12 protein-coding genes are annotated in these 15,289 nt (G+C 38.7%); 8 read left to right on the forward strand and 4 right to left on the reverse strand.

The annotated features are described in order from the left end of the window. Nucleotides 1–83: 83 nt before the first annotated feature. Nucleotides 84–995: a hypothetical protein gene (locus ACYVFA_RS24690; protein ID WP_460474531.1), complete on the reverse strand. Its 912-nt coding sequence runs from the start codon at nucleotides 993–995 to the stop codon at nucleotides 84–86. A 487-nt stretch (nucleotides 996–1,482) separates the two neighbouring features. Here ACYVFA_RS24690 and ACYVFA_RS24695 point away from each other — a divergent pair, with 487 nt between their 5' ends. The 3 genes from ACYVFA_RS24695 to ACYVFA_RS24705 all read left to right on the forward strand — a co-directional run bounded on the left by ACYVFA_RS24695 (nucleotide 1,483) and on the right by ACYVFA_RS24705 (nucleotide 3,905). Then, the gene (locus ACYVFA_RS24695; protein ID WP_460474532.1) at nucleotides 1,483–2,175 is read left to right on the forward strand and encodes a response regulator transcription factor; all 693 of its coding nucleotides are present in this window, start codon (nucleotides 1,483–1,485) and stop codon (nucleotides 2,173–2,175) included. Then, on the forward strand, nucleotides 2,172–3,551 hold the full coding sequence (locus tag ACYVFA_RS24700) for a sensor histidine kinase (protein WP_460474533.1): 1,380 nt from the start codon (nucleotides 2,172–2,174) through the stop codon (nucleotides 3,549–3,551). Before ACYVFA_RS24695 ends, ACYVFA_RS24700 begins: the two co-directional genes overlap by 4 nt. A 144-nt stretch (nucleotides 3,552–3,695) precedes the next feature. Continuing rightward, complete coding sequence (locus tag ACYVFA_RS24705; RefSeq protein ID WP_460474534.1) at nucleotides 3,696–3,905, forward strand: hypothetical protein; 210 nt, start codon at nucleotides 3,696–3,698, stop codon at nucleotides 3,903–3,905. 50 nt (nucleotides 3,906–3,955) lie between these two features. Here the strand turns inward: ACYVFA_RS24705 and ACYVFA_RS24710 are convergent, their stop codons facing one another. Both ACYVFA_RS24710 and ACYVFA_RS24715 read right to left on the reverse strand, forming a co-directional pair. After that, nucleotides 3,956–4,768, reverse strand: a complete 813-nt coding sequence (locus tag ACYVFA_RS24710) for a mechanosensitive ion channel family protein (protein WP_460474535.1) — start codon at nucleotides 4,766–4,768, stop codon at nucleotides 3,956–3,958. 77 nt (nucleotides 4,769–4,845) lie between these two features. Further along, nucleotides 4,846–5,349 (reverse strand): molybdopterin-dependent oxidoreductase, encoded by a 504-nt coding sequence (locus ACYVFA_RS24715; protein WP_460474536.1) that lies wholly within the window; start codon nucleotides 5,347–5,349, stop codon nucleotides 4,846–4,848. Nucleotides 5,350–5,547: 198 nt separating this feature from the next. On the opposite strand from ACYVFA_RS24715, the gene ACYVFA_RS24720 reads away from it, so the two are divergent. From ACYVFA_RS24720 to ACYVFA_RS24740, 5 genes are all read left to right on the forward strand, one after another. Further along, the gene (locus tag ACYVFA_RS24720) at nucleotides 5,548–5,913 is read left to right on the forward strand and encodes a winged helix-turn-helix domain-containing protein (RefSeq protein WP_460474537.1); all 366 of its coding nucleotides are present in this window, start codon (nucleotides 5,548–5,550) and stop codon (nucleotides 5,911–5,913) included. Nucleotides 5,914–5,984: 71 nt separating this feature from the next. Further along, nucleotides 5,985–6,722: a sulfite exporter TauE/SafE family protein gene (locus ACYVFA_RS24725; protein ID WP_460474538.1), complete on the forward strand. Its 738-nt coding sequence runs from the start codon at nucleotides 5,985–5,987 to the stop codon at nucleotides 6,720–6,722. A gap of 199 nt (nucleotides 6,723–6,921) precedes the next feature. Continuing rightward, the gene (locus ACYVFA_RS24730) at nucleotides 6,922–9,369 is read left to right on the forward strand and encodes a glycoside hydrolase family 95 protein (RefSeq protein ID WP_460474539.1); all 2,448 of its coding nucleotides are present in this window, start codon (nucleotides 6,922–6,924) and stop codon (nucleotides 9,367–9,369) included. An 82-nt stretch (nucleotides 9,370–9,451) separates the two neighbouring features. After that, nucleotides 9,452–10,453, forward strand: coding sequence for a PQQ-binding-like beta-propeller repeat protein (locus ACYVFA_RS24735; protein ID WP_460474540.1), 1,002 nt, complete (start codon nucleotides 9,452–9,454; stop codon nucleotides 10,451–10,453). A 586-nt stretch (nucleotides 10,454–11,039) separates the two neighbouring features. Continuing rightward, on the forward strand, nucleotides 11,040–14,393 hold the full coding sequence (locus ACYVFA_RS24740) for a ThuA domain-containing protein (RefSeq protein ID WP_460474541.1): 3,354 nt from the start codon (nucleotides 11,040–11,042) through the stop codon (nucleotides 14,391–14,393). A 93-nt stretch (nucleotides 14,394–14,486) separates the two neighbouring features. On the opposite strand, the gene ACYVFA_RS24745 is transcribed toward ACYVFA_RS24740, so the two are convergent. Then, the gene (locus ACYVFA_RS24745) at nucleotides 14,487–15,287 is read right to left on the reverse strand and encodes an XRE family transcriptional regulator (RefSeq protein WP_460474542.1); all 801 of its coding nucleotides are present in this window, start codon (nucleotides 15,285–15,287) and stop codon (nucleotides 14,487–14,489) included. Between the last annotated feature and the right edge of the window lie 2 nt (nucleotides 15,288–15,289).

Genomic DNA, 15,289 nt, shown 5'->3' on the forward strand with positions numbered 1-15,289 from the left:
GTAAAGATAATGGCAATCTTTACCTATTTTATCAATATAAATCCCAAAGCTAAAAGTGCTTGATCATTTGTGCTGACAGATCATTATCTCAATCGGAACTCAACCTTTCCTACAAATAATTTTTCGGTAAACATTTCAGCTACATATACACCTGTCTGCAATTTCTCATCTAATTTATATTTCAGAGTAACCCTTTGCGGGTTTCTGGTAAAATCTACTGCCTTGGTCAAATGTACCGTAACCGGATTCATAACGCCTTTTATCGCAACATTCACCTGTTTGGCTTTGCTATCTTTCAATGGTTTCTGGGTAATATCTTTGATGCTTAAGTACACAATTTCATCAGCTCCACCTTTTGCCCCTTCTGGCAAATCAAACATAATGGCTACTTCTCTTGCTCTGCGGCCTTTTACTATGAGTTTTTCTCTCCGGTTCATCACATCTACCCGAAAAGCATTGGCCCCTAAAAGCGAAGCCGAAGACTCTTCTTCTTTTGGTAAAAAACTATCAACTTTTTTCTCATTATTCTGTCGTCTTAAATCAGCATTTTCTTGTGTAAGTCTGGAGTTATCAGCTCTCAACTGAGCATTCTCCTGTTTTACCATAGCCAATTCATTACTAAGCGATTCTTTCAGGTTTTTTAGTTCGTTTACCTGTTTTCGTAAAGTACCTAGTGACTGGTTGTCTTTTTGCAGACGACTCAACACTTTATCTTTTTCGGCTAATTTCTCATTGATGCTTGTAAGCGAGGCAGACATACTCTGGTTCTGAGCCGTGGCCGCTTCCAGTTGTGATGATATGCCTTCTAATTCTTTCTGAAGATTATCTCTTACTACTTTCAGTGAGTCGGTGCGTTTGGTTAATACTTCGTTTTCTTTTTTGAGCGTACCTCCGAGTCTCCATTGGTATCCACCCCATAATAAGGAAAGTAATAATAAAATACTTATCGCAGCTGCATAGGTACGCGTCTGGTGTTCTGTGGGTTGTTGATCCATTTAAATTAGATAGTTTAGGAAAGTTAAAAATTAACAGGAAAGCAAAGGTAGCTGCGAATTGGTACTTTAAAAAGAAATATACGTATTAACACAATAATTCAGGGCTATTTTCTATTAGAACAATAATTTATTTGGTTACTGTCGTCTTTATAGTAATAAAATACGGCTCTTGCAGGTTTTTCTGAGTATTTTCAGAGGTTTAGATTATAAATATTTTTAGGGTCTGATGGAGCCATAATTGAGACGCTGAACCATCATACAATTTTAAGTCATAAATCCTTTTTGACCTTGAAATACACCTTAATTATTGCTTAGAAATATATTAAAAAAAGATAAATGCTTAAAAACAGTGCGATGAGATTCGTATCTTTGAATAAACGTATAGATGCGAACGCTGATTGATTAGAAAGAAAAAGCTACTCTAATCAGTGAAATACAGTACCTATATTGGTTAGAAATTGGATAATTTTTAAAGATTGTGAACGGAATGTCGGCAAAAAAAATCTTGGTAATTGAAGACGACCAGAGAATCGCTCAGTTACTGACCCGTGGATTAACAAATAAAGGTTTTGAAATAGAAGTAGCTTATAATGGTACTTTAGGACTAAGACGCGCAGAGTCGATAGACTTTGATTTAATCATATTAGATATTAACCTGCCCGAAATGAATGGCTTTGAGGTATGTAAGAGCATCAGGTCGTTTAGGCCTAATTTGCCTATACTCATGTTGACGGCTATGAGCGAAATAGAAGATAAGATAGAGGGATTTGAGGCAGGAGCAGACGACTATATTGTAAAACCTTTTGATTTCAGAGAGTTATATCATAGAGTGCTGGTAGCACTGAGACATAATAATCCTGAGCCTGAAAACCTGGGGAATGTGGTAAAAATTGCTGATCTGGAGATTTTTCTGGATAGTAAATTAGTAAAAAGAGCCGGTAATGAAATAAGACTGACTGCCCGTGAGTATGATTTTCTGCTATTTCTGGTGAAAAATCAGGGAAGAATTATTTCTAAACCCGAAATTGCTACCAATGTATGGGATATACATTTCGATACGGGTACCAATGTAATTGAGGTATATATCAATATTCTGCGCCGGAAAATAGACAAGGGCTTCGAACCTAAACTGATTCATACCCGTCCGGGCTTAGGCTATATGATTAGAGAAAGTGCATGAAAATACAGACTAAAATAGCGATTCAGTTTTCGATTATTGTAGCGAGTTTATTGTCGTTGTTTTCATGGATTATCTATCAGCAATCGGCCACTTATAGAGAAGAAGAATTTATGGAGCGTCTGAAAAACAAGGCACTCACTACGGCTTCTTTTTTCATAAAAGTAGATGAAATAGACAATGCTTTATTAAGGATTATCGATAAAAACACCCTTACTGCCCTGCATGATGAAAAGATTCTGATTTTTTCGGATAAGAACGAGCTATTGTATAGCAATATCGATGAAATAGTGATTGATTATGATGCGTCTTTATTGGATAGGGTAAGGGAGTCTGAATCTGAATACCTGGAGTTTTCAACAGGAGAAAATGAATCTTTAGGATTAGCATATAATTTAGATCAGCAGCACTTTGTCGTATTGGCATCAGCCTATGATAAATTCGGTAAAAGTAAACTGAGAAATCTACGCGATACGCTGATTGTAGGCTTGGTGGTAGGTATTTTGGTTACTATTTTATTAGGCATTTTCTTCGCTGGAGGGGCATTAAAGCCAGTTAATGCCTTTATCAGCAAGATAAGTACGATTACGGCCAATAATCTCAGGCAGCGCATTGAAGGGTACGATAGTAGAAATGAAATAGGCCAGTTAGCGGCGGCATTTAATAAAATGTTATCTCGCTTAGAGCAGTCTTTTGAGCTGCAAAAGAGCTTTGTTTCTCATGCTTCGCACGAATTACGTACACCTTTAGCTGCCCTGAAATCAGAGGTAGAGATTAGTCTGGAAGAAAACCTGACCATTGAACAACACAGAGGAATCTTGCAGAATATCCGCCATGATATTAACCGACTGATCAATCTTTCGAATGATTTATTGCAGATTGTTCGTCCGTTTAAATCACCTCTGATCAATTTTGGTGAGGTACGAATTGACGATATTATTTTTCAGGCGCAGGATGAATTAGGTATGAGCAAGCCTGAATACCGTGTAACAGTGAAATATGCCAAGGAACCGGAAGACGAAAACTCTATTATTGTTTTTGGCAATGAGGCTTTATTGAAAACAACATTTATTAATCTGATAGATAATGCCTGTAAGTACTCGCCTATGCAGCAGGCGGAAGTAATTGTCGATTTTAACAAAACCTATACCATTGTCACGATTAAAGATGAGGGAATAGGCATACCAAAAGAAGATTTAGAAACGATTTTTGAGCCTTTTTATCGCTCAAAAAATGCCCTTAATATATCGGGTTTTGGCATAGGGCTTTCGGTTTGTAGTAAAATTGTAGAGCTGCACAAAGGCAAAATAAGTATCCAGAGCCAGCTGAATGAAGGGACGAAAGTAAGCGTGCAATTGCCCAATGCAGATAATAACTAAGTGTAGTTTTAATCTGGGAGAGATTGATTTAACCCGCATTTAATTTGGCCTTATACTGGTTTTAATACCTAAAGTTGAGATTTGTATCAGAAAGTTCGCCGGTGTCAGGTGAATAAACCAACGCAAGTTTAAACTATTAGAAACATGAGAAAATCAGTTTTATTAGCAGCCCTAGCAGTTGCTATACTTTTCGCCCCTGTTACATTTGCCAAAGGAGGTAAAAAACAACAAAACCCCAAAGAAAAAACCGCTAAAGTAGAGAAGAAAGAGGAAAAGAAAGAAACCAAAAACGAGCAAAAAGTAGCAGACAATTCAAAAAAACATCATCATAAAAAGGCAAAGAAAGCTGCCTGACCGCCTTTTGAAACGCAACCCGGGGCTACTCCATGAGTAGCCCTTATTTTTTATATCTTAATTCCTACGCTGTCGAAGCGTTTCTTTATGGCTAGCAATAAATCAGACTTCATAGCAAAGGCTTTGGTGGAAGATTTGCACCACACGCTTAACCTCAATGTAACCCATGAGTCAGACAAATCAATGACTTGTACCAGAATAGGGCTGATTTTTGTAGCAGTATCATTATTTATTTCACTTGCAGAAACATCATAAAAATCAGGGTGATTGATGGCAATTTCTTTGAGTAAGGTCATTGCTTGGTCTATATCTTTCGTTACAATCTTTACGTCAATCTGATTACAGACTTTATCGTCAATGATGGTTGAGTTTATCACATAATCTTTGGTAATGACCGAATTAGGTACGATAATGTGTCGGTTTTCAGCATTATTGATGACTGTGAACTGTAAGGTAATATCTTGTACAATCCCATGTTGCCCGTTAGGTAGCTGGATGGAATCGCCGATACGAAAAGGTTTGTAGATAACAATAAAGATACCGCTCACAATATTTCCAAAGGTTTGCTGCGTAGCCAGACCTATCACAACTGATAAAATCCCGGCACTGGCCCACAGGGTAGTAGCCAGTTTTTCAAGACCCGGAATCAGATGCACAACAGCAATAATGGCTAAGGCAAAAATGACAAAACTGATAGCATTTTTCAGAAAGCTGAAAGTAGTGGCATTGATACGCATATTGCCGGAAGATACTCTGGCATATCGGTTGAGTGCTTTGCGTGCCAGTTGCGATAGCACTAAAGCCAGAATGAGGATAACAATGATACTCACCGAATGAAAAAAGTCCAGGAAGAAACCATGCATAAGCTTTGTGGATGTTGATGATCACACAAAGTTAAGCGAACCCGCTTTAAATTGCTAATACAGGCACAAGAAGCTGACTATTCTTTGGCAGATACTACCTTAATACTCACTACTTCTCGTATCCAGCGAGCATGTTTTTTGTCTTTAGGAACCACAAAACGGAAAGAGCCTTCTCCTTTTGGCAGGGGATTACCGTCTACTTTATCAGCCACTATAATAATCTGGTCAGTAAATTCAGGGTCTAATTCTGCCAGAGCAAAAATAGCTTTGTAGCCATCAGCAGCTTCAGCAATCAGATATTTGGACAGATTTTTACCTCTTAGCTGTCCACCCAATGGTGCGCCAGCTTGTTTAAGGATTTCAGCCAGCGTTACACCGCTAAATGTATGTTCTTTGCCATCTTTATCTTTGCCTTTTACCTCTGTTCGTGGTAGTTTAGCAAATTCACTTTCGGTCAGGGTTAATGGTTTTTCAACTTCCCCCTCTACTTTCAAAGTAGCAGTCTGGGCATAAGTAACTATCGAAATGAATAAACAAAGGTATAGAATAAGCGAGAATCTTGAATGAAAATAGTTTTTCATAGACGGTAATTGATTAATAATGAAAGGCAATGTATATAAGTAAATAACGCTATATTTGTTAAAATATAACGCTTCAAATATAGCCGTTTTCTGCTAAAGACCATACAGACACTTGTTTTTAATTAATAATTCCGGTAGTTTTTCTTTGCTATTCTTTCTGTTATTTTTGCCAGATGAGATATTTAATCAAGCGGATATATGCAGGAACTTTTACCTAATGCGAAAGATATGAAAGTAGCCGGAACTATCTGGATTGAAAGTGCCGATGGGGCGGAGCGTTATCTGGGGAAGGGCCGTATTCAGTTAATGGAATTGATTATTGAGCATGGTTCAATCTCAAAGGCCGCACAAGCCATGAATATGTCTTATAAACGGGCCTGGGATTTGATTACATCCATGAATACCCAGTCAGACAAGCCTTTGGTGATTACTCAGGTAGGAGGGAAACAAGGCGGAGGCGCTATGGTAAGTGATGAGGGCTTAAAAGCTATCAAAGCATATAAAGCCTTGCAACAACGCTTTGATGAATTTATAAAGCAGGAAACCCAAGAATTAGCCAATTAATTATTTCCTGCTTTGATTCGAATATATATATTACGTTATATTTGCCCAAACATAACGATCTCCCTAACCACATGGAAGCTTATTTTTATCTTTTACTCTTTCTTTTAGCCGTTGTAGCGTTTCTCTATTCGTCAGTTGGACATGGAGGAGCAAGTGGGTATCTGGCAGTAATGGCGTTGTTAGGAGTAGCCCCTTCTATGATGAAGTCGTCGGCTTTAGTAATGAATCTGGCTGTATCATTGTTTTCTTTTATTGGGTTTTATCGGGCAGGACATTTTAAAATTAATTTATTTCTTCCTTTTGCTCTGGCAAGTATACCGATGGCCTATTTAGGAGGCACTATGACATTGCCGGATAGCATCTATAAAAAGATATTAGCTGCTTGTATACTAATCTCTATTGCTCGTTTGCTCTATCAGTTTCGTTCAGAAGAAACACCTAACCGACCTGTACCATTATGGGCTGCTTTGCTATCGGGTGCAGCCATAGGCTTACTATCAGGCATGATCGGCATCGGTGGAGGGATTATCCTGAGCCCTTTAATGTTGTTGATGCGCTGGTCAAAATTGAAAGAAACTGCGGCTGTATCGGCTCTTTTTATCTTCGTTAACTCTCTCTCTGGTTTATACGGGCAATTATCAAAAGGAGGTATGCATCTCACTCCTGATTTGCAATGGGCGGTAGTGGCCACTATTATCGGAGGTTTATTGGGTTCGTATTTTGGTAGCCAACGTTTCAATATTCCGACACTCCGCTATTTATTAGCCTTTGGCTTGATTATCGCCTGTATGAAGTTGTTTTTTACCTGAAATTATCATAGCCAATCGTGAATGGCGGAGTAGTGAATGCTGTGGTGAATCAATATGTGATTAAGAAAGCCTAGTGGGAAATTCAACAGAAAACTATGGAAGATACTATTATCTTTCTACAAGAATACTATATTTGCCTCTGAATAGTACTGAATTGTAAACGTATTACACCCACTCCTCAACCCTTTCAAATTGTTTTATGAAAAGAGTAATCGTACTTCTTTTGTTGTTTTCTACGGCCATACAAGCCCAGCAAACCAATTTTAAACTCTGGTATAAACAACCTGCTGATCGTAAATGGACAAATGCTTTGCCTTTAGGTAATGGGCGATTGGCTGCGATGGTTTATGGCAATGTAACTCATGAAACTTTGCAATTGAATGAGTCTTCGTTCTGGTCGGGTGGGCCAAGCAGAAACGATAATCCTGAGGCTTTAGCTAATTTACCAGCTATCCGTCAGTTAATTTTTGCAGGGAAAAGTCAGGAGGCGCAGGATCTGGCACAAAAACACATTATTGCAAAAAAAGATCATGGACAAATGTTTCTGCCTGTCGGTAATATTCAGCTAGATTTCCCCAATCATGAAAATTATACGAATTACCGAAGAGAGCTGGATATTGAACAGGCGATACAAACCACTACCTATCAGGCTAATGGCGTAAAATATACCCGGACAACGTTTATTTCTATTCCTGACCAGGTGATGGTTATCCGACTGAATGCCAATAAACCTAAGAGTCTGTCTTTTACTTTGTCGATGAATAGCCCTTTCAAAACGGCTGTTATGGCTCTACGTAATCAGTTATCGGTTTCTGGCATTGGTAAAGACCATGAAAGTGTGAAAGGTGAAGTGCGTTTCCGTACAATCACCAGAATTTTACCGAATGATGGACGGACTACCAGAAACGATACAAGCATCACGGTTAATAATGCTTCTGCAGTAACACTTCTGGTATCGATTGCTACCAATTTTGTGAATTATCATGACATAAGTGCCGATGAAAATAAAAGAGCAGAGGCTTATATAGCCAAGGCCGAAAAAATGCCTTACGGTACTTTATTCAATAATCATATCAAAGAATATCAGCGGTTTTTCAATCGGGTAAAACTGGATTTAGGTACAACCGAAGCCGCAAAATTGCCTACCGACGAACGTCTGAAAGCCTTTGCTCAAGGTAATGACCCCAGTTTTGTATCCTTATATTTCCAGTTTGGACGTTATCTGTTGATTTCATCTTCCCGTCCGGGTGGACAACCTGCCAATCTGCAAGGTATCTGGAATAATAAAGTAGATCCACCCTGGGATAGCAAGTATACGATTAATATTAACACGGAAATGAACTACTGGCCAGCTGAACTCACCAACCTGACAGAACTGCACGAGCCGCTTTTTGACATGGTGAGAGAGCTATCAGAAACGGGCGTGCAAACAGCCAGAACCATGTATAATGCCAATGGCTGGGTAGCGCATCATAATACTGATTTATGGCGTATCAATGGCGCAGTAGATGGGGCATTCTGGGGAATGTGGCCGATGGGTGGAGCCTGGTTGAGCCAGCACGTATGGCAGCACTATCTGTATACAGGAGATAAAGCTTTTTTACAAAAATATTATCCTGCTCTGAAAGGAATCGCTACTTTTTATCATGATTTCCTGGTACCTGAACCGTCCCACCAATGGCTGGTAGTAACACCAAGTACTTCGCCTGAAAACTCTCCCGCAGGCCGTCCGAAATCATCTATTACGGCAGGCGCTACGATGGATAACCAGTTGGTATTTGATGTGTTTTCAAATGCCATCAATGCCGCAAAAGTGTTGAAAACTGATGTTGAGTTTGCCGACCAGATAAAAACCAAATTGCAACAATTGGCACCTATGCAGATAGGGCAGCACAACCAATTGCAGGAATGGTTGGAAGACCTGGATGACCCGAAAGACCAGCACCGCCATATCTCACATTTATATGGGCTTTTCCCTTCCAATCAGGTTTCGCCTTATCAGCATCCTGATTTATTTGCGGCGGCCCGCACTTCTTTAATTTATAGAGGTGATGTGTCAACAGGTTGGTCGATGGGTTGGAAGGTTAACTGGTGGGCAAGATTATTAGATGGGAATCGGGCTTATAAACTGATTACTGACCAGTTATCACCTGCCGAAGTACCCGGCCGGCAAGGAGGTGGTACTTACGATAATTTATTCGATGCGCATCCACCATTCCAGATTGATGGCAACTTTGGTTGCACCGCCGGAATTGCTGAAATGTTGATGCAAAGCCATGATGGTGCCATTCAACTATTACCTGCTTTACCTGATAGATGGAGCGAAGGCAGTGTAAGTGGCCTGAAAGCCAGAGGAGGTTTTGAGATTGTGAAAATGACCTGGAAAAATGGCCGAATAGTAGAATTAATCATTAAATCTACGATAGGAGGGAACTGCCGTTTGCGTGCGAATCACACTTTAAAAACGAATGTACCTATGAAAAAAGCGAATGGCAAGAACTCAAACGCATTCTTCCAGATAGCGGGTATCAAAGAACCATTGGTTTCGCCTAAAGCTAAGGTTGATGCGAGTTTTATTAAAGAAACGATAGTGTATGATTTACCTACACAGGCTGGAAAGACTTATGTGTTGAGGGCTGGGAAATGATGAATTCTTTTATTGGAGCAGTTAGCAACTCAAAACTTATTAATAAATCACCCTGTTTTAAACTTTATCAATGTGAATAGCTATGAATTATATTTTAACAAGCTTTATATCATCAGTCTATCGTTTTATTGCTATAGATGAAAAGTTTATTACGCTTAATTTGGTAGAAAAATTCATTTCAATCAAAAAAGAAAACAAACCTGATTTGGTAATAGAAGTGGAAAGTTTAGGGGATATTAAGCTTTTAAATCAGGAAGCATTAATCTTTAAATCTAACGATAATGGTTCAATTACTATCATTGACATAGACAATGGTGAAAAAATATATTCAAATGCAGAATTAACTTTTAGACTAGAAATTTTTAAGAACTTAATTGTAAATGCTCAATATAATCGTACCACTTTTAAAGTAGAATACGGAGTTTTTGATTGGCAACAAAAAAGACTTTTATGGAGAAATATTAAATATTCATTTTTAAAATTCTTTGACGAGAAATTATTTAGTACCGAATCTAATGATTTGTTTAGAGTTGATGTTACCAGTGGACTGGCTTTGTGGAATAAGAGCTTTGAAAAAAAAATTGCGCAACCTATTGGTGTTTATAAAAATCAACTTATCCTCAGCTTAAAAGACCAAATACTTATTGGATTGGATGTAGAAACAGGTGATCTATTATGGGAATTTCAAATTCCAAAAGAAACAAGGGTAGATATCTCTCGTAATGCTCATTTAGATTCACAAATAGGTAAAATCTATTTTCTAACTTCAATTGCTTTTGTCGAATTCGATATACAAACAGAAAATATTAGTCGTACAAAAAGTTTTTGGACTGGTGATTTTCAAACCTCATGGCAATTTGGACATAGTTGCAAGCAAGACGATTATGTCTATTTTACAGCGGGAATTGGTACAGCACAGTTTTATTATTGGTTAGGGGTCTTTCATATTCCAACCATGGAAATTGTTTGGAAATATCAACGAGAAGACCGGAAAGAAACATTCAATTCCACTCCACAAGTTAATGGTAATAAACTATTTGCTTTGGATAGTGGAGGTACCCTACATATTTTCGAGAGGGATTAATTAATACTAACCATTCTTTATTGAAGAGGATATTATTCGCAATAAATTTACCCAAACCTATGTCATTGTAAGACAACATAATCACTCTGCAACCATCCCTCCAACAGTATGATTTTACCAAAAATCCCCCAAAGCATTTTGAAAATACAGTCTTAAATCGGAAATTTAGAGGAAGTGCATATAACAAAATTACTATGGCCGAAGAGAAGAGAATACTCAATCAAAAAAAGCGCTGCAAGCAGCATACTGTAAAAATATCAGTCACTCAAGCGACGTCAGAAAAGGTAGACACTACGGTGACTACCTTTTTGTCTGAAGACCTCTACGGTCTAAAGATGATTCAGCGTAATGACCACGCAAGAAGAGTCAGAAAAGGTAGACACTACGGTGAATACCTTTTTGAACGGCTGATTACGTACCGTCTTTATTATCTGATTTTTACCGCAATATTTTCTGGATATTTAAGAGACATTATTCGATAAATTCTCCTATATAATCTAAAAAAAATACTTTTTAATGTCTATATGACACTTATTGCTCGCTTTTTAATTACCTTTGTTACTCATACAAAATATTAGTTAATCTAATGAAAAGACAGTTTAATCCTATCCTTTTAATGCTACTCTTGTTTGCGAGTGCGAGTACTTTTGCACAGCAAAAAAGAATATTAGTTTTTTCTTTAACCAAAGGTTTTCACCACAATTCTATTAAAGAAGGTAATCAATTTTTTATTGATTTGGGTAGAAAACAAGCCATCGGCGTTGATACTACCACTGATGCCTCAAAATTTAATGAAGCTAACCTGAAAAATTATGCTGCTGTTGTATTCTTAAGTACTACCGGAGACGTATTGAATCCGGCGCAACAAGCTGATTTCGAACGCTATATTCAGGCAGGCGGTGGCTATGTGGGTATCCATGCCGCTTCTGATACCGAATATAACTGGCCGTGGTATAATGATTTGATGGGCGGATATTTTGCCAGCCACCCGGGCGGAAGAGTATCGAATGTACAAAAAGGTAAAATGATTACCCTTGATAAAACTTTCCCTGCTTCGGCGCATTTTCCTGATACTTTTGAGAAAACCGATGAGTTTTATGATTTCAAATCTTTGAAAAAAGACATTCTGAAATTTATCGTAAGAGTAGATGAAGGTAGTTATGAAATGGGTAAAATGGGCGATTTTCACCCAATGGCATGGTACCATGAATTTGATGGTGGTAAAGCTTTTTATACAAACTACGGTCACACGCCAGAAACTTTCAGCGAGCCGTTAATGATGGAACATTACTGGCAAGGTTTGAAATGGGCGATGTCTACCAAACTGGATTATTCGAAAGCCCGTTCAGTACGTTCACCAGAAGAAAACCGTTTTGAGCGCACTACTCTGGCAAGTAACCTGGATGAGCCAACTGAGTTAACTGTATTACCAAGTGGCAAGGTGCTTTTTGTAGAACGTAAAGGCGCTTTAAAGGTTTGGAATCCAACTACTAAAAAAGTAAAAGTAGCCGGAAAATTGCCTGTATATACCAAATTTGAGTACGGCTTGATGGGTATCGGTTCTGACCCTAATTACGATAAAAACCACTGGATTTATTTATACTATACACCAAACGAAACACGTGAAGTAACGAAAGACAACTTCCTGGCAAGATTTGAATATGACGATAAAAAAGACACAATCGTTATGTCGTCAGAAAAAGTATTGTTGCGTGTATTTGTGAAACGTGATGAATGTTGCCACACAGGTGGTTCAATTGATTGGGATGGCAAAGGAAACCTTTTCTTGTCAACAGGTGATGATACGAACCCGTTTGCTTCTGATGGCTATGCCCCAATCGATTTCCAACCAGGTCGTGAAGGTTGGGATGCCCTTCGTTCGTCAGGTAATACCAACGATTTACGTGGAAAAGTATTGAGAATCAAACCAGAGGATAATGGTACTTATAGCATTCCTGAAGGAAACTTATATCCAGCCGGAACAGAAAAAACTCGTCCGGAAATATATACAATGGGTCATAGAAACCCTTACAGGATTTCAGTTGATAAACGAAATGGCTATTTATACTGGGGTGATGTTGGCCCTGATGCAGGTAAAACTAATCCGAATCGAGGTCCGGAGGGTATTGTAGAGTTTAATCAGGCTCGCAAACCGGGCTTCTTTGGCTGGCCTATTTTTACAGGTGATAACTTTGCTTATAACCACTACGATTTTGCGAAGAAAGAATCAGGTGAGAAGTATGATGCAGCTAAACCTATCAATGATTCACCGAACAATACAGGTTTAAGAGAATTGATGCCAGCTACCAAAGCATGGATTTACTATGGTTATGGCCCATCAAAACTATATCCTGAGTTTGGCAAGGGTGGTTGTAACCCAATGGCAGGTCCGGTATACTATTCAGAAGATTATACCAATAATCCTAAGCGTTTTCCAAGCTATTTTGATGGTAAGTTCTTTGCCTATGAGTGGATGCGTGACTGGATTTATCTGGTAAGCATGGATAAAGAAGGTAACTACCAGGGAATGGAGCGTTTTATGCCAAGCACTAAATTTGCTCACCCAATGGATATGGCTTTCTCTAAAGATGGTCGCTTGTTTGTGTTAGATTATGGCATGAACTGGTTTGCACAAAACGAAGATGCTACTTTATCAGTAATTGAATATAATGCGGGTAACAGGAAACCTGTAGTAACCATTGCTGCCGATAAAAAAGCAGGTGCTGCACCGTTGGCAGTAGCTTTCTCGTCTGCCGGAACATTAGATTATGATAAAGATGCAATGAAATACTCATGGAATTTTGGCAAAGGCTTACCTGTAAGTACACAACCAAATCCGAAATTTACCTTTACCAAACCGGGTGAATATAATGTAGTGTTGACAGTAACAGACGCAGCCGGAAACAAATCGTCTCAGACAACTATCATTAAAGTAGGAAATGCTGAACCAATCGTAAACATTTCTGTGAAAGGTAACAAGACATTCTTCTTCGATAACGATAAAATTAATTACGACGTAAAAGTAACCGATAAAGAAGATGGTACTTTAGCTAAAGGTATTGATCCTGAAGATGTAGTAGTAAATATCAATTATCTTGAAGGATACGACAAAACCATGTTGGAGCAAGGACATAAAGAAAATATGAACTTTACGGCAGGTAAACGTCTGATTGATTTAAGTGACTGTAAAGCTTGCCATGCGATTGATAAAAAATCTATCGGGCCTGCTTATATGGATGTAGCCAAGAAATATCGTCGTGGTCAAACGGCCATCAACCAGTTAGCTGAGAAAGTGATTAAAGGTGGTGGTGGTGTATGGGGCGAACAAGCCATGGCAGCTCACCCGCAATTGTCAATGTCGGATGCAAGAGATATGGTTGATTATATTCTTTCATTGAACGATACCCGTAAAACTTCTCAACCGGTTACAGGTGCTTATGATGCTTCGGCACATAAAGGCAAAAAAGAAGGTGCTTATATCATTCAGGCTACTTATACCGACAAAGGTGGTAAAGTAATAGGGCCGTTAAGTACTTCTCAGTCTTTAGCTTTGCGGAGCCCTAAAATTAAAGCTGTTACTTACGACGAATCGAAAGGGGTAGCTAAATTTAATGTTGAACAATTAGGAGGGGAGTTAGCGATAGCTTCTGAGAATGATAGCTATATTGCGTTCAAAGATATTGACCTGACAGGCGTTAAAACTATTATCATTGGTGCATTCTCGCAAAAAGGTACAACAGTAGGAGGAGCGATGGAAGTAAGATTAGGCTCACCAACCGGAGCAGTTATAGGCACCGCCGACGTACAGGAGGCTAATATGATGCCGCTAAAAATCAAGGTTGATGTGGCAGGCGTACAAAATATCTATTTTGTATTCAAAAATCCGAAACCAGAAGGTAAACCACTATTTGGCGTAAATACCATTGAGTTTGTGGATTGATTGAGTTTTGAATAATAATAAAAAAGGGGCTTATAGCTTAGCTCTAAGTCCCTTTTTTATATTTGAGTAAAAATATTGTCAAGTAATCTCAATTTAAGCTTTGGCAACAATGGTCTGTTTGAGTTCTTCAATCCCCTTAGTGATACCATGCATCTGCTGAAAGAGATTCTCGAGAGAATACTCATCGGCTGAATATTCTTTGGTACTGATAAAGCACCTGAACTCCCACAGCTCAAGGATATTTTCAAAAGGCATTTCATAGGGGCCATAAACCTTGTTGTCAGAAACCAGCGATAGCATATTCTCTTCAGTTTTTATATACACGCGCTTATAAACGATACCTGTGGTTGATACCACAATATATGTCCGGCCATTTCTTATATCGGTGATTTCTTCTACAAACTTCCCTATAATAATAGAACCATCAGGAATTGGTAGCATGGAATCTCCCGTAAGCGGAAAGCCTCTATGTGTGCCAATGCCAATAAATGGCAAAGACGCCTTCGGAAGCGTCTCTATAAACTCAGGGTCAGCATAGCCACTTAAATATCCGGCCGAGGCCTTGATAGGTACTACCTCAATGCTTTCAAACTTCCCATCATCTTTAATCAGAATCGGGAACAACAATCGGTTTCCGCCTACTTTCATCAAACCCTTTAAATCTACCTTGCTTAAATCTGACTTCACCAGGGCATCTAAAGCAATATGGAAATAAGAAGATATTGCTGATAGGGTATCGATAGGAATCGCTCTTGTGCCTTGTTCATAGTTAGCATAGCGAGTGCTGGGTATAGCCAATGCATCGGCTAATTGCTCTTGCGTAAGCCCTCTCCCAAGCCTCAATAATTTGATGTTTCTGGCTATTTTTAGTTGGTTCACTAATTGATTTTCCATTA

The organism is Emticicia fontis (genome assembly GCF_054779675.1).